Origin of the sequence: Bradyrhizobium sp. BR2003 (assembly GCF_009720285.1) — a bacterium.
GTDB classification, from domain to species: Bacteria; Pseudomonadota; Alphaproteobacteria; order Rhizobiales; family Xanthobacteraceae; genus Bradyrhizobium; species Bradyrhizobium elkanii.
On sequence record NZ_SMYJ01000032.1, the window covers coordinates 120444 to 141377 of the forward strand.

Here is a 20934-nt window from a genome sequence, read left to right on the forward strand (position 1 = left end):
ACAAAAGGCCATTCATCACTTCAGGTGAGCAGGATTCACCCATTGGACACCCCCGATCCGCGGGTGATCCCGCCGCTGCCGGCGCTGCTCGCCTTCGAGCGCGCGGCCACCCAACTCAGCTTCCGGCGCGCCGCGCGAGACCTGTCGCTGAGCCCGTCGGCGATCAGCCACCAGATCCGCGGGCTGGAGGAGCAGTTCGGCACCAAGCTGTTCGTCCGCGGCGCGCGCCAGGTGCGGTTGACCGCCGACGGCGAGCGCTACCTTGCAAAAGTGTCGGCCGCGCTGGCGGCGCTGCAGGAGGCGAGCCGGGACATGCTGCGGCAACGCGGCGAGGCAAGTGGTGAGCTCTGGATCAGCTCATTGCCGTTCTTCACCAGCGCCGTGCTGCTGCCGGCGCTGCCGGAGTTCAAGCGGCGCCATCCGCAACTGACGCTGCGGATCGAGGCCACCCACCAATATGCCGACTTCAACGGCTCGCGCGTCGATGTCGCGATCCGCTACGGGCGGGAACATGCCGCCGGGCTGAAGGTCGAGCCGCTGGTGCAGGTCAAAGGAATGCCGGTCTGTACGCCGGCACTGGTCAAGGCAGGTCTTCGGACCCCTGCGGACCTGTCGCGCGAGGTGCTGATCCATGTCACGACGCAGCCGCGGGCGTGGCCGGCCTGGCTGAAGGAGGCCGGGCTGCCCAATCTTGCTCCGCGCGGACATCTGTGGCTCGACAACGTGCCGGCGATGCTGGAGGCCGCCGAACACGGGCTCGGCGTCGCGATTGCGATCGCGCCCCTGATCAAGGCGCGGCCGGGCTTCGGCAAGCGGCTGGTGGCGCCGTTTGCGTTCGAGGCCGCATACAGCGAGACGATCTACCTGGTCTCTCGCACCGAACAGGCGCGGGACCGCCGCATCGCCGCGGTGCGGCGCTGGATCACGGACGCGGTCGCGCGCGCGAGCTAGGCCGTGGCCGGCGCCGGCTCGGCCAGGATGCACCGTGCCAAACGGCCGGGAGCGACCTGCACGACCGGCGGCAAGCGCTCGCTGCAGCGCGGCTCGGCGAACTTGCAACGCGGCGCAAAGGAGCAACTGGCCGGCGCGTGATCGAGCGAAGGCGGCGTGCCCGGAATGGTTTCCAGCCGCTGGCCGCGCATCGCGCCGTGAATGGTCGAGGCCAGCAAACCCTTGGCATAGGGGTGAACCGGCGAGCGCACGATGTCGCGCAAGGCGCCCTGCTCCACGATCTCGCCGGCATACATCACCGCGACGCGATCGCAGATCTCGATCGCGACGCCAATATCGTGGGTGACGAAGATGACCGACATGCCGAACTCGCGCTGCAGCTCGCGCAGCAGCAGCAGGATCTGGATCTGCACGGTGGCATCGAGCGCCGTGGTCGGCTCGTCCGCGAGCAGGATCTTCGGCTTGCAGGCCAGCGCCAGTGCGATCATCGCACGCTGGCGCATGCCGCCCGACATCTCGTGTGGATAGGAGTCCAGCCGCCGCTTCGCGGACGGGATCCGCACCACCTCGAGCATCTCAAGCGCGCGGGCCGTCGCCTCGCGCTCGCTCTTGCCCTCGTGGCGCATCACCGTCTCCGCGATCTGGCGGCCGATGGTGTAGACCGGATCGAGCGCCAGCGCCGGCTCCTGGAAGATCATCGAGACGGTCTGGCCGCGGAATGCGGACAGCGCCTCGTCGTCCATCGCCAGCACCTGCTGTCCCAGCACCTTGACGCTGCCGGATATCTGCGTGCGCTTCTTCGGCAACAGCCGCATCAACGCGCGCAGCGTCACGCTCTTGCCCGAGCCGGACTCGCCGAGCAGCCCCAACACCTCGCCCTCGCCGAGCTTTAGGCTGAGATCGTTCACGGCATGGACCGTGCGATCGCCGGTGAAGCGGATGTTGAGGTTGTCGATCTCGACGAGGTTGGTCATGCGAGCTTGGGCACCCTGGCGTGGAAATCTGTCGCGCGCTGGAAGGCAGCGCCGATCTGAAGCAGTGAGGCTTCCTCGAAGGAGCGGCCGATCAGCTGCATGCCGACCGGCAAGCCCGCCTTGGTGAAGCCGGAGGGAATCGAGAGCGACGGTAGGCCGAGATAGTTGACCGGGCGGGTGAACCGCGTCAGGCGCTGCAGCACCGCGTCGGCACCCGGACCGTTGCCGACATCGCTCTCGGCAATCGTAGGTGCCGGTACCGGCGACGACGGCGCGATCACCGCGTCGACGCCGCTGACGGCTGCGTTGTGCCCGGCGAGCGCGGGGCCGCGCCAGCGCATCGCCTCGAGATAGGTGACCGCCGGAATGGTCAGCCCGTTCTGCAGCCGCATCAGGACCTGCGCGCCGTAATCCTGCGGCCGCTCGATCATCCAGCGCTTGTGGAAGGCGGCGGCCTCGACCGCGAGCACCAGTTGCGATGCCGAAGAGAGCTGGCGCTGATCGGGCAGCTCGACCTTGACGATTTCGGCGCCCTCTTTCTTCAGGGTGGCGATGGTCTCGTCGAGGATACGCGCCACCTCAGGATCGAGGTCGTCGACATAGAACGCCGTCGGCACGCCGATCTTCAGGCCCTTCAGCGACTGTTTGGTCGCGGCCATATAGTCCGGCACCGGCTGCGTCGACGCTGTCAGGTCCTCCGGGTCCGCACCGGCCATCAGGCCGAGCAGCAGCGCGCAGTCTTCCGCGGTCTGCGCCAGCGGACCGACGGTATCGAGCGACTGCGACAGCGGCATCGCACCGGCGCGGCTGACGCGGCCGACCGTCGTCTTCAGGCCGGTGACGCCACAGAAATGCGCGGGCATGCGCACCGAACCGCCGGTGTCGGAGCCGAGCGCCGCGAAGGTCAGCCGCGCAGCAACTGCCGAGCCCGAGCCCGACGACGAGCCGCCGGTGATGTGCTCGGTGTTCCAGGGATTGCGCACGGCGCCGTAATGCACGTTGTGGCCGGTCGGCCCATAGGCGAACTCGACCATTTGCAGCGAGCCGAGGCGGACCTGTCCGGCATCCTTCAGCCGCTGCAAAGCCGTCGCAGTCGTCTTCGGCACGAAGTCGCGGCGAATCAGCGAGCCACAGGTCACGACCTTGCCGGCGTCGTAATACATGTCCTTGTGCGCCAGCGGCACGCCGTGCAGCGCACCGCGACTATTGCCCTTGGCGAGCGCGGCATCGGCCTCGGTGGCCGCGGCCAGCGCCTGCTCGGATTCAACAGCCATATAGGCGTTGAGGCGCGGCTGCCATTCCGCAATGCGATGCAGCACCGCGCGCGTCACCTCATGCGAGGAAACTTTCTTGTCTGCAATCGCCTTGGCGACCGCGGTCAGCGTCATCAGGGCCGGATCAGAACTCATTTCGACACCTTCGCGATCTGCGCCAGCAGGAAGCTCGCGGGTTCGAGATCGAAGGGCAGCGTGCCGGAGATCGGTGCGAAGCCGTCGAATGCCGGCCCGATCGAATTGGCGATCCGGGTGGCGACGTCGTCGTCGGCGGGCACGTCGGCGACGTGCGCGATCACCTTGACATCCTTGGCCGTGGGTCTGGTCATGCCGCGTTTTCTCCTTTTGCTTTTGCCGGCGCGCGGCTGTGCCCCGAGCCAGGAATGGCCATGTAGCACGCCGCCTGATGGCCCATTGTATCGAGATCGCTGAGTTTTGGCGTGTCGTTTGCGCAGAGCGGCTCCGCAAACGGACAACGGGTGTGAAACCGGCAGCCCGATGGCGGATCGATCGGATTGGGCGGATCGCCCGAGATCGGCGGCACCTCGGTGCGCTTGTCGGGATCGGATGACGGCATCGCCGCCAGCAGCGCGCGGGTATAGGGATGCGCCGGCGCGTCCCAGACCGCATCGACCGGGCCGAGTTCGACGACCTCGCCGAGATACATCACCAGCACGCGGTCGGAGATGTAGCGGACGACGTTGAGATCGTGGCTGATGAACAGGTAGGTCAGGCCGAATTCGCGCTTCAGGTCGGCGAGCAGGTTGAGCACCTGCGCCTCGACCGATTTGTCGAGCGCGGAGACCGCTTCATCGAGGATCACGAGCCGCGGCGACAGCGCGAGCGCACGGGCGATATTGACGCGCTGGCGCTGGCCGCCGGATACCTCGTGCGGATAGCGGTTGGCAAAAATCTCCGGCCGCAGGCCGACCTTGCCGAGCAGTTCGCGCGCCAGCTTCCGCGCCGTGTCGTCGGCCATGCCGTGGACCTTTGGCCCGAAGGCGATCGATTCCTCGATGGTGAGGCGCGGGTTGAGCGAGGCGTAGCTGTCCTGGAACACCATCTGCACGCCGCGCCGCAAATCGCGCAGCGAGAGCGACGGGCCGACCTGCCGGCCGTCATAGATGATGTCGCCGGCATCGCGTGCCATCAGGTGCATCAAGAGCCGCGCCGTAGTCGATTTGCCGCAGCCGGATTCGCCGACAATGCCGACGGTCTCGCCCTTCATGACCGCGAAGGTGACGTCGTCGACGGCGCGCACGGTCTTGCGCGGACTGAACAGCCCGCCGCGCACCGGGAAGTGCTTGGTCAGTCCCTTGACCTGCAGCAGCGGCTGCGCGGCGCCGCCGATGTCGGCGACCGGCTCCAGCATATCGACGGAGAGATTGGCGTCGCTCATGCTTCAATTCCTGATGTCCATGGCGCTGCGCATGCCGTCGCTGAGCAGATTGAAGCAGATCGAGACGGCGAAGATCATCACACCCGGCAGCGCCGCAACCCACGGATTGACGTAGATCGCGGTGCGCAGCGTGTTCAGCATTAAGCCCCATTCCGGCTCCGGCGGCTTGGTGCCGAGCCCGAGGAACGACAGACCGGCCGCAAGGATCATCGACACCGAGATCAGGCCGGTGGCATAGACGAAGATCGGGCCGAGCACATTGCCGAGCATGTGCACCCGCATGATGGTGAACGGACCCGCGCCGGACGCGCGCGCCGCCTCGACGAAATCCATGTTGCGGACGCCGGTGGTGACGCTTTCCGCGACGCGGGTGATCTGCGGCACGAACACGATGGTCAGCGACACGATCGAATTGGTGATGCCGGCGCCGAGCGCACCCGAGATCGCGATCGCCAGCAGCACCGACGGGAAGGCGTAGAACACGTCGACGGTGCGCATGATCGCGGTATTGAGCTTGCCGCCGACATAGCCGGCGACGAGGCCGAGCGAAGTGCCGATCACGAAGGCGAAGATCACCGGCAGGATGCCGATGACCAGCGACAGCCGTCCGCCATATATCAACCGCGCCAGCATGTCGCGGCCGAGTTCGTCGGTGCCGAGCGGATAGCCCGGCGTGCCGATATGGCGGAGACGGCGGATCATCGAGCCCTGATAGGGATCGGCGAGATGCAGCCATGGCGCCAGCAGCGCCGACGCAAAGATCAGCACCAGGATGATGGCACAGGCCATGCTGACCTTGTCGCGCCTGATGCGGCGGGCAACCGTCGCCCAATAGCCGCGCGCCTTGGTGGTCGGGGCAGCCTGCAACGCAGTATCGCTCATTGCGCTCATGCTCTAGCTCCGCTTGATGCGCGGATCGATCGCGGCCTGCGCGATGTCGACCAGGAGGTTGAGCAGCACGAAGAACAGCGCCAGCACCAGGATGGTGCCCTGCAGCAGCGGCAGATCGCGCTGGAAGATCGCCGAGTTCAACAGCAGGCCCGATCCCGGCCAGGAGAACACGGTCTCGATCAGGATCGAGCCGCCCAGCATATAGCCGAGCTGCAGGCCCATGACCGCGAGCGCGGTCGGTGCCGCATTCTTGACGACGTGGCGGAACACCTCGGTCTCGCGCAGGCCCTTGGCGCGCAGCGCCTCGACAAAATCCTGGCTCAGGATGTCGCCGGTCAACGCGCGCACCGTGCGGGTGATGATGCCCATCGGGATCACCGAGGTGGTGATCGCTGGCAGCACCAGATAGCGCAGATGCTCCCAGTCCCACGCCCAGGCGCCGGAGCCGCCGGGACCTGCGCCGACCGCAGGTAGCCAGTTGAGCTGCACCGAGAAGATGATGACCAGCACCATGCCGAGCCAATAATGCGGCAGCGACACGCCGGCTATCGCAACCGAGGTCGCGACCTTGTCGACCCAGGTGTCGCGGAAATAGCCGGCGATCAGGCCGAACAGCAGGCCGAGCGTAAAGCCGATCATCGCCGCCGCGATCGCCAGCATCACGGTGTTGCCGACGGCGCGCATCACCTCGGTCAGGACGGGCCGCCCGGTCGCGATCGAATTGCCGAGATCGCCATGGATCGCGCGCCACAGCCACAGACCGAATTGCACCGGCAACGGACGATCGAAGCCGTAGGCCGTGCGCAATTGCGCGGCGAGCTCCTGCGAGGCATCAGCCGGCAGCACCGCGACCAGGGGGTCGCCGGGCGTAATGTGCACCAGGAGGAAGCACACCAGCGCCACGCTGAGCACGATCGGAATGACGTAGACGATCCGTCTGGACGTATAGGCGAACACGTTGCGTTCTTTCTTCCTTCTCCCTTGCGGGAGAAGGTGGCGCGCGGAGCGCGCCGGATGAGGGTTTCCATCCGCGGATGCAATCATTTCATCTCGGGGAGGAGTGTCCGCGGCGACAACCCCTCACCCGGCTTCGCTCTCGCGAAGCCACCCACTCCCACAAGGGGAGAGGGTCCACCTGTTGCGCGACTAGCGCCTCACGGCGCGACCGTGACCGGCGAGAAGTCGACGAACCAGCTCTTCGGCTGCACAAAGCCCTTGATCTTCGGGCTCATCGCGCGCGGTGCGACGTCGTGGGCGACATAGAGGAAAGCCGCGTCGTCGACCGAGGCCGCATGCAGCTCGGCGAGCGCGGCGTCGCGCGCGGCCGGCTCGAAGGTCTGGCGGGCCTTCTTCACCAGCTCGTCGAACTTCGGATTGTTGTTGAAACCCCAATTGTTCGACACCGGCGGCGCCATGCCCGACTGCAGGAAGCGCACCAGCGCGAAGAACGGATCCATCGCCGCATAGGTGACGTTGATGGCGTTCGAGCCGTTGGCGGTCGGATCCTTGGCGCCGCGCCGCCAATTGGTGAACAGCGTGTTCCACTCGATGACGTCGAGCTGCACATCGAAGTAGCACTCGGCCAACGCCTGTTGCAGATACTCGTTCATCGGCAACGGAAGCATCTGGCCCGACCCCGATGCCGAGGTCTGGATCTTGACCGTCAGCTTCTTGTTCGGACCGAAGCCCGCCTCCTGCATCAGCTTCTGCGCGGCCGGCTTGTCGTACTTGATCTGGAAGGTCGGGTTGCCGCGCCAGGGATGGCCCGGCTCGAACGTGCCGGTCGCCGGCACCATCAGGCCGGCAAGCAGGCCGTCACGCAGCCCTTCGCGATCGACGCAGAGATTGGCCGCCTTGCGGACGCGGATATCGTTCCACGGCGAGCCCTCGACGCGCGAGAACTGCCACGGCCAGACATGCGGCTCCTCGTTGGAATAGAGGTTGAAACCTCGCTGCTTGATCTCGGGCAGCGCGTCCGGCGCCGGCGCCTCGATCCAGTTGACCTGCCCCGACAGCAGCGCCGCGGTGCGGGCATTGGCCTCCGGCATCGGCAACAGCACCATCTTGTCGACCTTCGGCACCCGCGCCTTGTCCCAGTAATTTTCGTTCTTCACCAGCTCAAGCCGCTCGCGCGGGGTGAAGCTCGACATCTTCCAGGGCCCGGTGCCCGACGCGTCCTTGGCGAACGCGGCCCACGCGGCCTGCGACTTCGCCTTGGCGTCGGCGCCTTCCGCCTTGTCGTAGAATTGCTGCCACTTGGCCGGGCTCGCCATGAACAAATTGGTGAGATTGATCGGCAGGAAGCTGTCCGGCTCCTTGGTGGTCAGCTCCACCGTCATGTCGTCGATCTTGCGCGCCGAGACCAGCGTCGGCATGCGTGAGGCGGTGACGCCGACCTGGCTCGCATCGTATTGCGGCGCGTCCTGCTTCAGCACCTTGTCCACATTCCAGACCACGGCGTCGGCATTGAACGGCGAGCCGTCATGAAAGGTGACGCCGGGGCGCAGCTTGAAAATCCACTTGGTCTTGTCGACATCGTCGACCTTCCACTCGGTGGCTAGACCCGGAATCATCGCGCTCGCCTTGTCCGACGAGGACAGGTCCCACATCGTCAGCGCGTCATACATCGTCAGCCCGGTGAAGCGATTGCCTTCAAAACCCTGGTCGGGCTGACCGAGCGTGCGCGGAATATCGGCAGCGGTCATGCCAATGCGCAGCACGGTCTCGGCGCTGGCGATCGCCGGCACGCCAGTGGCTATCGCCAGCGCCAGCATGATCGCCGTCGCATTGGTTTTCCTGTTACGCATCTGAGCAGCCCCTTCGAGTCTGGTGACGTTTTGGTGATTATTTCTTGGGCAAGCGTATGCAATGCCTGTGCCAAGGGGAATAGTTCATCAGCAAATAACCGCCGGGCGCGTCATTTCTTCCCACCTCGCGCCCGAACGGAGCGAAGAAGACCCGCCTGCCCTCGGTCGCGAGCTACGCCAAGATCGACGATTTCACCATCGAGATCACCACCAAGACCGTCGACTCCTTCTTCCCCTACCAGATGCTCTGGTTCCTGGTCTCGAGCCCCGCACAATACGAAAAGCTCGGCAAGGACTGGGACAAATTCGCCAGTCAGCCCTCCGGTACCGGTCCGTTCAAGCTGACCAAGCTGGTGCCACGCGAGCTCGCCGAGCTGACGAAAAACCCGGACTATTGGGACAAGAAGCGGCTTGCGAAGGTCGACAAGATGATCCTGATTCCGATGCCGGAAGCGCTGACCCGCACCAACGCGCTGCTGGCCGGCCAGGTCGACCTGATCGAAACTCCGGCGCCCGACGCCGTGCCGCAGCTCAAGGCCGCCGGCATGAGGATCGTCGACAACGTGACACCGCATGTCTGGAACTATCACTTGAGCGTGCTGCCGGGCTCGCCATGGACCGATATCCGCCTGCGCAAGGCGCTCAACCTCGCGATCGACCGCGAGGCGGTGGTTGGCCTGATGAACGGCCTCGCCAAGCCCGCCAAGGGCCAGGTCGATCCGTCGAGCCCATGGTTCGGCAAGCCGACCTTTGAACTGAAATACGACCTCGCAGCCGCCAGGAAGCTGGTGGAGGAAGCCGGCTATTCGAAGGACAAGCCGCTGAAGGCGACCTTCATCATCGCCCAGGGCGGTACCGGGCAGATGCTGTCGCTGCCGATGAACGAGTTCCTGCAGCAGAGCTTCAGGGAGATCGGCATCGACATCGACTTCAAGGTGGTCGAGCTCGAGACATTATATACGCACTGGCGCAAGGGCGCGGCGGACGAGATGAACGCCGGCATCACCGCCAACAACATCGCCTATGTCACGTCGGATCCGCTCTACGCCATCGTGCGGTTCTTCCATTCCGGCCAAATCGCACCGGTCGGCGTCAACTGGGGCGGCTACAAGAACCCGAAGGTCGATGCGCTGATCGACGAGGCCAAGCAGACCTTCGATACCGCGAAGCAGGATGCGCTGCTGGCGCAGGCGCACGCGCTGATCGTCGACGATGCCGCGCTGGTGTGGGTGGTGCACGACACCAATCCGCACGCGTTGTCGCCGAAGGTGAAAACCTTCGTGCAGGCGCAGCACTGGTTCCAGGACCTGACCCAGATCGGGCTGGAGTAGTTGCTGGTCGTCGCCGCGTAAACCCCTCCGCCGTCGTCCCGACGAAAGTGGGGCGTCTATTTCGTCGTCAACGCGAATGCGCCGTTCCAGTCGTCGGGCGGCGGCTCCTTCTTGAAGGCGTGGATGCGCGCCTCGTAGAGGCGGTAGAGATATTGCAGCGTCTGCGCCTCGTCGGTCTTGCGGCCGCGTTCGATCGCGGCGAGCGCGCCGTCCCAATCGCGGCCGCGGTAGCAGGCGAGCATCTCGATGGTCAGGTTGCGCAGCCGCTGGAAGCGGCCGGAGTTCGCGACATCCTCGCGGCCGGCAATCGCGTAGATCACCTCGGGCTCCTTCTTGCCCTTGACCATGATGAAGTCGAGCTCGAGGATCGCGAACTTTTCCTTCACCGCGAGCGCAGTCTTCGATCCCACGATGATCGGGAAGCCGTACTCCTTTGACTGCCCCTCGAGCCGCGAGGCCAGATTGACGCTGTCGCCGAACACCGAATAGTCGAAGCGCACATCGGAGCCCATATTGCCGACTACGCAGAAGCCGGTGTTGAGACCGACTCCGATGTTGAGCGGCACATAGACGTGGCCACCGTCCTTCGCCTCCTGCTCCCGCTCACGGTTGAGGTCGTCGACGCGCTCCAGCATGTCGAGCGCCGCATCGCATGCGTTGAGCTGGTGCTGCTTGTCGTCGAGCGGCGCGTTCCAGAACGCCATGATGGCGTCGCCCATATATTTGTCGATGGTGCCCTTGCGGGCGAGGATCGCGTTGGAAAGCGGAGTAAGGAAGCGGTTCATCAGCGCCGTGAGGCCCTGCGGATTGCTCTTGTAGGTTTCCGAGATCGAGGTGAAACCGCGCATGTCCGAGAACATAATGGTCATCTCGCGTTCCTCGCCGCCGAGCACCAGCCGCTCCGGCGACTGCGCCAGCTGCTCGACCAGCGCGGGCGACATGTACTGCACGAATTGCGACCTGATCTGTCGGCGCTGCTGCTGCTCGCGCACGAAGGCGGAGAAGATCAGCGTGAGATAGATCGCCGTGGTCGACATCAGCGGATAGGTGAAGTCGATCAGCAGCCGGTGCTGGGAATAGAAATACCAGGACGTGCCGATCAGCACGGAGGCGAACATTCCGCCGACGGCGACCAGCGTGATCGGACCGAACTTCGGCGCGAAGGCGATGACAAGGAGCCCCATGATCAACGCGGCGAAGAACTCGATGCCGATGCCGTAATTCGGCTGCGAAACGACGTCGCCGGTCAGCGCGCTCTCCAGCACCTGGGCATGAACCTCGACACCAGGCATCGCCGGCGTCACCGGCGTCGTCTTGATGTCGTTCAGCCCGATCGCCGAGGTGCCGATCACGATCAGCTTGCCGGCAATTCGGTCCGGTGGGACGCGCCCGTCCAGCACATCGACGGCCGAGACATAGATCGAGGGATCGCGGCGGGCGTAGTGGATCCAGAGCTGGCCGTGGAGATCGGTCGGGATCGCAAAGCCCTTGAGACCCAGGCTCTTGATCCCGGCCTTGTCGGCCTTGATCAGGATCGTACCCGAGCCGCTCGCCACCCGCAGCATCTCGAAGCTCAGCGACGGCATGGTGATGCCCTGCGCCACCATGATCATCGGCACGCGCCTGACGATACCGTCGCGCTCCGGCCTGATCGTGAACAGGCCACGCCCGGCAGCCGCCTCCTCAAGCACCGGCACGTTGCGCAGCAACCCCGGGAACATGAACATGAAAGGCTGCGGCTCCTCGCCGAGCATCGCAAGTCCGGTGACCGGAAGCTTTTCGTTGAGGTCGGCGCGCACGTTGGGCCCGCCGGATTCGCCGAGCACCACGCGCGAGTTCTTGATGGCTTCGGCCATGATGCTGTCGTTGCTCGGCAGCTGCCGCAGCCTGGCGCGCATCTCCTCATCGAGGCTGCTGAAGGTATCGGCGGCGATATCGGGGTTGAGACGGTCCGGCTCGGAGAACACCGCGTCGAACGCGATCACCACGGCGCCGAGCCGGGTGAGGTTGGTGACGATGTCGGCGAGCCGCGTCCGTGGCCACGGCCACTGTCCGAGCCGGGGATCGGCGAGGCTCTTCTCGTCGATGTCGACGATGGTGACGGGCCGCGCGGTCTTCTGGCGCGGCTGCAGCGCCTGGAATGTGTCAAACGTCCTGACGCGAAGCTCCTGGACCGGAGCCGGATCCACGATCCGCAGCGCGGCAATGCCGATCAACAGCGCCACGCAGACCAGCCGCGCGTAGCCGAAGCGCCGTGCGAACCACCTGCGTATCGCCTTCAGCCGTTTCATGCCATCTGGATATCACGCGCGCAGAATTGTTCCAATCGAACAAGCATGCGCAGTGCACAATCGGCCGGACCAGACCCGCGGCGACACCGCCGCGCGTCCGTCACGTAAAATGAATAATGAAGTCGTTCTGAGACAGGCTCGCCTTCGCGACATTGTGCAATGTGATCGTGTCTGCGCCGTCGACCGTGATCAGCGTATCCGCCGAGTTCGTCGGCGATGTCGCAACATGCTGATCGAACCAGGTACTGAAGGTGCTTGCCGAGACGACCGTGGACAGGTCGATCTGGTCCTCGCCTGGCGTGAAGTTCAGGATCGTGTCGTGGTTGAAGCTCGGCGCAAACACGAACTTGTCCTGGTACCCCGACCCGAAGAACACGTCCTTGTCGCTGGTCCCCGTCAGTGTCACCGGCTGCGGCGGATCCTGCTGGACGTTGAAGATCAGGTTGACCGTATCGGTTGCGCCATGGCCATCGGTCACGGAGAGCGCGATCTTGTCGGTCGCTGGCGGTGTCTGGCCGGGGTTGTAAACGAGGCCCGACGATCCAAGCGCTGTGTTGATGCTGGAGAGAAGCCCCTCCTGCGACGAAGGCGCAACGCTGCTGCCCGCAGCGGGCGTCGTCGTCGCGGCCATGGTGAAGGTCTCGTCGGCTGTCGCATCGGCGTCCGTCACGGTCAGTCCGGAGATCGTCTCGGTCCCGTTGGGATGTTCGGTGATACTGACGTTGTCGGTATGGATCACGGGGGTGTCGTTGGCGCCGATCACGTCGATCGTCAGCTTCGCAGTCCCGACGGCGCCATGCGCGTCGATCGTCTCCACATCGAACGTGTCGGCATAGGTACCCTTGCCCAAGGCGTTGATCGCGGCGGGATCGGGAACATAGCTGTAGGTGCCGTCCGGGTTGACGGTCAGCGAGCCGTAGAGGCCTGCGATCTGCGTGACCGCGGCGTGGTCCGAATTGAGCGCGGCATAAGTCAGCGTCGCGGTTTCGCCATGGTCGACGTCGTTGCCATGCAGCGTGCCGGTCAGCGTGCCGAACGTGTCGTTATCAGCGGTATCGGTGAGCGTGCCGGCATTGACGTCGGCAAGTGTCGGCGCGTCGTTGGCGCCGTCGATCGTGATCGTCACGGGCTCGTTGACGACGCCGCCATGGTGGTCGTCGATCTGAATCGTGTAGGTCAGCGTCAGCGTCTCGCCGAGGGCGAGATAGTCGAAATTCTGGTCCGCAGCCGAGAAGGTCCAGATCGACGATCCGGTTGAACCGCCGGTCGCGTCCGTCAACGTCCCCAGCGACAGCCAGTTCAGGATCGCGGGCTCGTCGGGCAGGCCCGTGGTCGTCCCGGATTCGGCGACGCCGGTGATGGTCATGGTGTGGGTGTCGCTAAGATCCACATCGGTGAACGTCACGGTGCCCGATGCGCTGTCTAGCGTCGATGAACCGGTCGTATCGGGTTGTTCGGGGATGATGGCAGCCTGAGGCGCCGACGTGACGATCGGTGCGTCATTGCTGCCGGTAATCGTGATCGTCACCGGTTGGCTGATCACGCCGCCATGATGGTCATTGACCTCGACCGTATAGGTCAGCGTCAGCGTCTCACCGTCGGCAAGATAATCGAAATTGCGGTCGGCGGCCGAGAAAGTCCAGGCCCGGGATCCGGCGCCCCCGCCGGTCGAATCGGTCAGCGTCCCCAGCGAGAGCCAGTTCAGGATGGTGGACTCGTCCTCGGGCAGGCCTGTGGTCGTTCCGGATTCCGCGACGGCGGTGATCGACACGATGTGGGTGTCGCTGAGATCGACGTCGGCAAATGTCACCGCGGCCTGGGCCACGTCGAGCTTGATCGATCCGGTCTCGCCGATCATCTCGGGGACCGTGGCGGTCGGCGGCTCCGACGTGAACGTCGGCGCGTCGTTGGTGCCCGTGATGGTGATGGTGACGGGCTGGGTCACGACACCGCCGTGGTGGTCGTCGACCTGGATCAGGTAAGTCAGCGTCAACGTCTCGCCGACGGCGAGATAGTCGAAATTCCTGTCGGCGGCCGAGAAGGTCCAGGCGCGCGATCCGGTTACACCGCCGGTCGAATCCGTCAGCGTACCGAGCGACATCCAGCCCAGTATCGTCGCCTGATCGGGAAGCCCTGTGGTAACGCCCGTTTCGGTGACGCCGGCCACGGTGACGCTGTGGGTGTCGCTGAGGTCGACATCGACGAAGGTCACGGTACCGGATGCGGTCTCCGGCACGACCGAACCGGTCGTCTCCTCGGCTTCAGTGATGGCGGCCGCCTGGGTCGGTGAGGTGATCACCGGCCTGTCGTCGGTGCCGACGATCGTGATGGTGACCGGCAGCGTGACGACGCCACCCTGATGGTCGCCGATCTCGACCGTGTAGGTCAGCGTCAGCGTCTCGCCGGTGGCGAGATAGTCGAAGCTCCTGTCGGCAGCCGAGAACGTCCAGGAGCGCGATCCCGTCACGCCATCGGTCGAATCAGTCAGCGCGCCCAGCGACAGCCAGCTCAGCACGGTGGCATGGCTGGCAAGTCCGGTGGTGACGCCGGCCTCGCTGACGCCGGTGATGGTGACCGTATGCGTGTCGGTCAGATCCGCATCGGTAAACGTCAGCGTGCCGTGCGCCGTATCGGGTTGGGCGGAATTCGTCGTTGCTGCGAGTTCGGTGATCGAACCGGCCTGCGCCGAGGACGTCACCGCCGGCGTGTCGTTGGTGCCGGTGATCGTGATCGTGAAGGTCTTGAATGTGGTCTCGTTGTTCGGCGCGAAATTATTGTCGACGCGCGCGACATAGGTCAGCGTCAGCGTTTCCCCGGCGGCCAGGAAGTCGAACGCGCTGTCGGCAAGGTTGTAGGTCCAGGTCGCCGAACCGGCATTCTTGTTGTTCGGATTGGGCTCGAGCAGCAACGGGATCTCGACCGTCTTGATGGCCGCGAGCTGCGCAGCCGTCAGCGATGAGGTGACGTCGCTGCCGTTGGCGTCCCGGTAGCTGAACGCGGAATAGTCGACCTTCGCACTCGGTATGTCACCGACATTGAGGTCCAGCCATTTGATCTGGCCCGTCGCTGTGTCGAACAGCCCGCTTTGGGTCAGCCCCGGCCGCTCGGTAAACACCGCGTCCTGGGTCACGACTTGCGGCGGCCCCGGGATGTGATCGAGCCTGCTGTTGGGAGCGCCGCCGGCCTGAGGTCCGGTCGTGTTGACGAAGGTCAGCAGAATGACGATCGGCGCGCCACTGTCGCTGCTGGTGAGCTTGAAGCTGGTCGACACCGGCACGACGCTGTCCGTGAAGTTCGTCGTGAGCTTGGTGTTGGGATTGTTGTTGTCGGTGAACTTCAGCGCGAAGACGTCGGAGATGAGCTTCTGCGCATCGGTCGACAGTTGCGCCGACGAGACGAAGCTGACGCTGCCCTGGCCGTTGACGATGGTCTGGGTGCCGGCCTGATCGACGGTCGCGATCGGATTGAGCGTCGTCTTGTCGAACAGGATGTAGGAGCCGGTGCTGCCATCGGGCTCGACCAGCACCTGGAATTTGGCCGGCGGCACGCCGCCGGTGCCCTGCACGTCGAAATCGATCTCGACCAGCACCGCGGTGCCGCGGATGCCCATGGTCGCAACCGGAGTATCGACCTTCATGTCGCCGTGCTTGGCGGTCGCGCCGGCCACGAAGGAGATCGTGCCCGAGACCAGACTCATCAGCGACGAATTGCTCGACCCGTTCGGGTCGTAGATCATTTCGTTCAGCACCATCTTGGCGTTCGGCCCGAGACCGAACACGGTGCCGTCGATGAAGGTGATGCCGAGCGTCGAGTCGCCGCCGGATTGCACAACGTCACCCTTGTTGACGTTGTCGCCCTGGTTCAGGACGATGGCGACGCCATTGCGGATGGCCGTGGCGTTCCCGGTCAGCTTGGTGACATGGCCGATGACCTTGGCCGGCTCCGCCGCGCCGCCGGCCTGGGCATATTGTGTGTAGCCGGTGAGTGCGCTGACGAGATCGCCGGTGAGATGCGCGCCGTCAGGCGACGCCAGCGGCGCGCGCTTCTCGCCCTTGAAATAGTCGTGCAGGACGAGTTCCCGATCGTCCCTCGCGATGACGAGATCGAGCCCGGTCCGCTTGAAGTCGCCGGTGAACAGCAATTGCCCGTCGTCGACGATGATCGCGCCGGCCGGAGCATGCGTGGAAACGCTGTCGACGTGCACGTATCCACGGGCATAAGCGTCCGTGTTCGGCGACAGGCCGTCGAATTTCTCGACAAAGTTCACTGCGGATCACCGCACGAGAGTTAATATTGTTAAAATATCCGAATGATTAAGTCTGCATATCATCGGATAAAGCTTGGCGAAACCACTCTGTGCTTGCGCAAGGTGGTCCTGTAGTGCGGTTTGAGTGGATGTGACTTGGCTCACCCTGTGAAGAGCCGTGTAGTTCGCATTCGTTTGACGGTACCATAAGGTGGGATTTAAGCCAAGATACGTACTGAGCCACGTATTCGTGGTATTGATTGGCATTTCTGTACTTGCCTCTATTCCCCCATACCCCAGAGCGGGCATTTGACCCCAATTTCCCGGCCAAAGCTGTGACTTAGCTTACAAATCACACGAGTCCCGTGCGCGACCGGCCGGGTTAACCAGGAGGCAAGGATGAGTTGCAAAGCAGTGGAAAAAGGTTCGCCGCTTCCTTTCACAAACCGGTAAAGTTTTCGGGACCCCACGCAGGCGCCCTTTAGCCTCTTCCCCTGATTCCCCACATCTTAAGTCGATTCGAAGGGATCGTTCGTCATGCTGGCCGGCATGAAACGATCCGGTCGCGTGCGCGGTGCAATATCCACCCGCCGATGAGCGGACAGGGGGTGTCGGATGAGATTCTCGCTTCGCTCGCTTGCGCTGCGCGCCGTCATGCTGGGTTTCGGCCTGGCCCTGGCCGCGCCAGTTGCCGAGCTCAATGCGGCTTCGCTGCTCTCGCCCGGTCCGGCGACGCTGATCAGAAAGTCGACCGAGCCGTTCGGCCTGACGACCAGCCTGCTTGCCGACGGCGGCCTGTACGACAAATGGCTCGGCGTGCAGCACAAGCTCGCCGACGAATTGGAGCAACTGGCAGCCTGCGAGAGCGACCGCGCGGGTTGCGCGTCGCCGGCGGCGCTGCGATTCCTGGCGATCGTCGATGCCGGACGGGCGCGTCAGGGTCGCGCCCGGCTCGGCGAAATCAACCGCGCGATCAACCTTGCGATCCGCCCGGGCAGCGATCTTGTGGCTTATGGCGAGCCCGACGTCTGGGCGACGCCGCTCGCCACGCTCGCCCGCGGCAGCGGCGATTGCGAGGACTATGCGATCGCGAAATTGGTGGCGCTGCGCAAGGCCGGCGTGGCGCCGGAAGATTTGCGGATCGTCGTCCTGCATGACCTCGTCGGCGGCGAGGACCATGCGGTGGTCGCGGCGCGGCTCGACGGCCGCTGGCTGACGCTCGACAACCGCCGCATGGCGATGATCGAGGACGCCGACATCAGGAGTTTTCGGCCGACCTTCGTGATCGACCAGCATGGCGTCAGCCGCTATGTCGATGCCCCGCTCGTCGCCGAGGCCGCGTGGCGGCCGGCGGCGAGGTAACTGACTGCGTCATTCCGGGCGATGCGAAGCATCGAACCCCAATTCGCAATTGCGAATTGGGGATTCTCGAGGTTCCCCCGTGCGCAACTGCCCACCTGCGGTCTGGTGCTGACGCACCATCCCGGAACGACGATCCCGAGGAATGCCGCTCAGAACATCAAATTGTCCTTCACCAGAACCCAGCGGCCGCCTTTGACCTCCTGCACCTGGGTGATGGTGTTGGCGAGATGATCCGTCTTGGAGAACTTGGTCGGCGGCGAGCTGAAGATGTCGAGGAATTTGTCGCCTGACTCCAGCGAGTCCAGCATCTTCTGGCCGGTGAGATCCTTGCCCGCCTTCTGCGCGTAGAAGGCGAAGGTCATCACCGCGTTGTAGCCGATGATCGCCTGGGTGTTGGCGTCGGTGTTGAACATCTTCTTGTAGTTCACCAGCCAGTCCTTCACTTTGCCCTTGGCCGTGTCCTCGTAGGGAATCTCGAAGCCCGACGCCGCATAGAGCCCTTCGACGGCTTCCTTGCCGAGCGCCGGCACTTCGAGCACGTTGGTCGGGGTGGCGCCGAGGAAGGTTACGTCCCAGCCGAGCTTCTTGGCCTCGTTCATCGCGCCGATGGTCTCGCGGATCACGGTGCCTAGCACGACGAGGTCGCAGCCGTCGGCCTTCATCTTGGCGACCTGCGCCGAGAAATCGGAGGCGCCGCGCTTGTAGCTCGTGACCGAGGCCGGCTGCACCTTCATCGCGCCGAGCTGCTGGGTGAAGCCGTCGAGCACGTTTTTGCCGTACTCGTCATCCTGATGCATGATGCAGGGCTTCTTGAAGTTCTTCCACTCCATCATGTATTTGAGCGCGGCGCGCGTGCTTTCGACATAGGGCAGGAGGTTGTTGAACTTCAACCGCTCCTGCGGCTTGGCGGGATCGAACTTGAAGGTGAATTCGGCGGCCGTCAGCGGGAACAGCTGCAGCACACCCGCATCGAACAGGACGTCCTGCGCGGCGAGCACGGTCGGCGAGCCCATCGGTCCGATCATCGCGAACACCTTGTCGCGCTCGACCATCTTCTGCGAGGCCAGCACCGCCTTCTTCGGATCGTAGCCGTTATCCTCCAGGATCATCTTGATCTTGCGGCCGTTGATGCCGCCGCCGGCGTTGATCTCCTCGACCGCCATCTTCATGCCGTTGGACACCGGAACGCCCCAGACCTTGATCGGTCCGGACAAGTCCTGGTGCGTTCCGATCACGATCTCGGTCGGCGATATGCCTTCATTGGTGACCTTGGTCTGGGCTGCGGCCGGCAGACAGGTCAGCGCCAACGCGCTCACCGCAAGGCCTAGCGCCTTCAGCGATTTCGACATTGCAGTCTCCTCCTTACATGGCCCATGTTGAGCGAAGGGTCGGGCCGGCTCGCTCCTTCGCTAATTCGGCGTCGTCGAATCCTTCTTTGAGCATGATCTCCGCACAAGCGCTGCGCGATTGTCGCGAGGGAAAACCGCTTCACACTTTTCCGGATCATGCCCTATGCCACCGCGCGTTCGCCATACATGGCGTCGATCTCGGCGGCGTAGCGCTTGTTCACGAAACTGCGCTTCAGCTTCATGGTCGGCGTCAGCTCCTCGTCCTCGGGCGTGAGCTGGCGCTCGATCAGATAGAATTTCTTGACCGTCTCGACGCGCGCGAACTTCACATTGACCGCCTCGACCTCGCGCTGGATCAGATCCTGGATTTCGCGGGCGCGGCACAGGCTCGCGTAATTGGTGAAGGGAATGTCATGATCCTGGGCGTATTTCTCGACATTCTCCTGGTCGATCATGATCAGGCAGGTGAGATACGGCCGCTTGTCGCCGATCACGACCGCATCCGATACATAGGGCGAGAATTTGAGCTGGTTCTCGATCTCGGACGGCGTGATGTTCTTGCCGCCGGAGGTGATGATGATGTCCTTCATCCGGTCGGTGATCTTGACATAGCCTTCATTGTCGATCGTGCCGACGTCGCCGGTGTGCAGCCAGCCCTTCGCGTCGATCGTCTCGGCGGTCTTCTCCGGCTGGTTGAGATAACCCATGAACAGGAAGTCGCCCTTGATCAGGATCTCGCCCTTCGGGCAGATCATCACCTCGCCCCAAGGCGCGGCCTTGCCGACCGAGCCGAGCTTGATGCGGTCCGCCGGCATCATGGTCGCGACTCCGCAATTCTCGGTCTGGCCGTAGACCTCACGCATGTCGATGCCGAGCGCGAGATACCAGCGGATCAGATCCGGCGAGATCGGCGCGGCGCCGGTCAATGCGATCCGGCAGCGGTCGAGCCCGAGCATGCGGCGGATGTTGCGGAACACCAGCCAATAGGCCGCGCGGTTGGCGATCCGCAGCGACAAGGGCGGCGCCTCGCCCTGCAGCCGGCACTCGGTCATCCGGTTGCCGATCGCGAGCGCGCGGGCATACATCCAGTTCTGGAACGGGGTCGCATCCTTCAGCGCGATGGTGATGCCGGAATAGAACTTCTCCCAGATCCGGGGCACCGCGAGGAACGCGGTCGGCTGCACCTCGCGCAGATTGTCCGGCACCGTCTCCGGGCTCTCGGCGAAATTCATCACCGAGCCGAGTGCGAGCGAAATGTAATAGCCGCCGACTCGCTCGGCGACATGGCAGAGCGGCAGGAACACCAGCCGCTCCTCGCTGTCGGTCGAGGGGTAGAGGTCGTTGGCGTGGCGCATCTGGTGCGTCACGCTGCGGTTGGAGTGCATCGCGCCCTTGGGCGGGCCCGTGGTGCCGGAGGTGTAGACCAGGATCGCAAGATCGGAGGCGGTGCGGCTGCCGGTCATTTCGTCCCACAAGGCATCGCTGCCCTGGGCATGGTTGCGGCCGAGCGCGGTGAATTCGGCAAGCGACAGCACCATCGGATCGGAGAAGCCGGAGAGGCCCTCCATATCGAACACGACGATCTTCTCCAGCGTCGGACACCGCGAGCGGCAGGTCAGCACCTTGTCGAGCTGCTCCTCGTCCTCGACGAAGATCACCCGCGTGCGGGAATCATTGATGAGGTATTCGACCTGCGCCGCCGAATCGGTCGGATAGATCCCGGACGAGACGCCGCCGGCGCACAGGATGCCCATGTCGGCATAGACCCATTCCGGCACCGCGTTGGCGATGATCGAGGCGACGTCGCCCGGGCGAAAGCCGGTCGCATGCAGGCCGAAGGCGATGTCCTTGGAAATCTGCAGCCATTCGCGCCAGCTGGTCGGTTGCCAGATGCCGAACTTCTTCTCGCGGATCGCGGGCCTGTCGCCACGCGTTTGAACCGCGAGCAGAAAGCTCCTCGCGATCGTGTCGGCAACCGTCAGCACCGCTGGTCCTGCCATGCGCGCTCCCTCCTCTGCCGCCCGTCTCGCCCGCCGGCCCCTCGTGCCGGTCTTGTTGG

Annotated in this window: 13 protein-coding genes and 1 pseudogene; 3 read left to right on the forward strand and 11 right to left on the reverse strand. The window is 64.4% G+C overall.

The window, feature by feature from the left end:
* Window positions 1–42: 42 nt before the first annotated feature.
* Entirely contained in the window at window positions 43–951 is a 909-nt protein-coding gene (locus E2I15_RS27220) for a LysR substrate-binding domain-containing protein (RefSeq protein ID WP_137481016.1), read from the forward strand.
* On the opposite strand, the gene E2I15_RS27225 is transcribed toward E2I15_RS27220, so the two are convergent.
* The 7 genes from E2I15_RS27225 to E2I15_RS27255 all read right to left on the reverse strand — a co-directional run bounded on the left by E2I15_RS27225 (window position 948) and on the right by E2I15_RS27255 (window position 8296).
* Window positions 948–1925, reverse strand: a complete 978-nt coding sequence (locus E2I15_RS27225) for an ABC transporter ATP-binding protein (protein WP_137481015.1) — start codon at window positions 1923–1925, stop codon at window positions 948–950. The genes E2I15_RS27220 and E2I15_RS27225 overlap by 4 nt on opposite strands.
* A complete protein-coding gene (locus tag E2I15_RS27230) occupies window positions 1922–3334 on the reverse strand; it encodes an amidase (RefSeq protein WP_137481014.1) in 1413 nt (470 codons plus the stop codon). The genes E2I15_RS27225 and E2I15_RS27230 overlap by 4 nt, the downstream gene beginning before the upstream one ends.
* Window positions 3331–3528, reverse strand: coding sequence for a hypothetical protein (locus E2I15_RS27235; protein ID WP_137481013.1), 198 nt, complete (start codon window positions 3526–3528; stop codon window positions 3331–3333). Before E2I15_RS27235 ends, E2I15_RS27230 begins: the two co-directional genes overlap by 4 nt.
* The gene (locus E2I15_RS27240; protein WP_170991654.1) at window positions 3525–4598 is read right to left on the reverse strand and encodes an ABC transporter ATP-binding protein; all 1074 of its coding nucleotides are present in this window, start codon (window positions 4596–4598) and stop codon (window positions 3525–3527) included. Before E2I15_RS27240 ends, E2I15_RS27235 begins: the two co-directional genes overlap by 4 nt.
* A gap of 3 nt (window positions 4599–4601) precedes the next feature.
* On the reverse strand, window positions 4602–5489 hold the full coding sequence (locus tag E2I15_RS27245) for an ABC transporter permease (protein ID WP_137481012.1): 888 nt from the start codon (window positions 5487–5489) through the stop codon (window positions 4602–4604).
* 3 nt (window positions 5490–5492) lie between these two features.
* On the reverse strand, window positions 5493–6446 hold the full coding sequence (locus E2I15_RS27250; RefSeq protein ID WP_016846820.1) for an ABC transporter permease: 954 nt from the start codon (window positions 6444–6446) through the stop codon (window positions 5493–5495).
* A gap of 197 nt (window positions 6447–6643) precedes the next feature.
* Window positions 6644–8296, reverse strand: coding sequence for an ABC transporter substrate-binding protein (locus E2I15_RS27255; RefSeq protein WP_137481011.1), 1653 nt, complete (start codon window positions 8294–8296; stop codon window positions 6644–6646).
* 143 nt (window positions 8297–8439) lie between these two features.
* Between E2I15_RS27255 and E2I15_RS27260 the strand changes: the two are divergent.
* A pseudogene (locus E2I15_RS27260) lies at window positions 8440–9627 on the forward strand (ABC transporter substrate-binding protein); the annotation flags it as partial.
* A 56-nt stretch (window positions 9628–9683) separates the two neighbouring features.
* Here E2I15_RS27260 and E2I15_RS27265 read toward each other — a convergent pair.
* The gene (locus tag E2I15_RS27265) at window positions 9684–11918 is read right to left on the reverse strand and encodes a CHASE2 domain-containing protein (RefSeq protein ID WP_137481010.1); all 2235 of its coding nucleotides are present in this window, start codon (window positions 11916–11918) and stop codon (window positions 9684–9686) included.
* Window positions 11919–12018: 100 nt separating this feature from the next.
* Complete coding sequence (locus tag E2I15_RS27270) at window positions 12019–16185, reverse strand: VCBS domain-containing protein (protein WP_137481009.1); 4167 nt, start codon at window positions 16183–16185, stop codon at window positions 12019–12021.
* 594 nt (window positions 16186–16779) lie between these two features.
* On the opposite strand from E2I15_RS27270, the gene E2I15_RS27275 reads away from it, so the two are divergent.
* Entirely contained in the window at window positions 16780–17526 is a 747-nt protein-coding gene (locus E2I15_RS27275) for a transglutaminase-like cysteine peptidase (RefSeq protein ID WP_137481008.1), read from the forward strand.
* Between the two features lie 149 nt (window positions 17527–17675).
* Here E2I15_RS27275 and E2I15_RS27280 read toward each other — a convergent pair whose 3' ends face one another.
* Entirely contained in the window at window positions 17676–18875 is a 1200-nt protein-coding gene (locus E2I15_RS27280) for an ABC transporter substrate-binding protein (protein WP_137481007.1), read from the reverse strand.
* A gap of 161 nt (window positions 18876–19036) precedes the next feature.
* Complete coding sequence (locus E2I15_RS27285) at window positions 19037–20875, reverse strand: AMP-dependent synthetase/ligase (protein ID WP_137481006.1); 1839 nt, start codon at window positions 20873–20875, stop codon at window positions 19037–19039.
* Window positions 20876–20934: the final 59 nt, after the last annotated feature.

Bases quoted from the DNA above. Each gene is read 5' to 3' on its own strand.
- E2I15_RS27225 (WP_137481015.1), bottom strand. From the start codon at position 1,925: ATGACCAACCTCGTCGAGATCGACAACCTCAACATCCGCTTCACCGGC.
- E2I15_RS27230 (WP_137481014.1), bottom strand. From the start codon at position 3,334: ATGAGTTCTGATCCGGCCCTGATGACGCTGACCGCGGTCGCCAAGGCG.
- E2I15_RS27235 (WP_137481013.1), bottom strand. From the start codon at position 3,528: ATGACCAGACCCACGGCCAAGGATGTCAAGGTGATCGCGCACGTCGCC.
- E2I15_RS27240 (WP_170991654.1), bottom strand. From the start codon at position 4,598: ATGAGCGACGCCAATCTCTCCGTCGATATGCTGGAGCCGGTCGCCGAC.
- E2I15_RS27245 (WP_137481012.1), bottom strand. From the start codon at position 5,489: ATGAGCGCAATGAGCGATACTGCGTTGCAGGCTGCCCCGACCACCAAG.
- E2I15_RS27255 (WP_137481011.1), bottom strand. From the start codon at position 8,296: ATGCGTAACAGGAAAACCAATGCGACGGCGATCATGCTGGCGCTGGCG.
- E2I15_RS27265 (WP_137481010.1), bottom strand. From the start codon at position 11,918: ATGAAACGGCTGAAGGCGATACGCAGGTGGTTCGCACGGCGCTTCGGC.
- E2I15_RS27275 (WP_137481008.1), top strand. From the start codon at position 16,780: ATGAGATTCTCGCTTCGCTCGCTTGCGCTGCGCGCCGTCATGCTGGGT.
- E2I15_RS27280 (WP_137481007.1), bottom strand. From the start codon at position 18,875: ATGTCGAAATCGCTGAAGGCGCTAGGCCTTGCGGTGAGCGCGTTGGCG.
- E2I15_RS27285 (WP_137481006.1), bottom strand. From the start codon at position 20,875: ATGGCAGGACCAGCGGTGCTGACGGTTGCCGACACGATCGCGAGGAGC.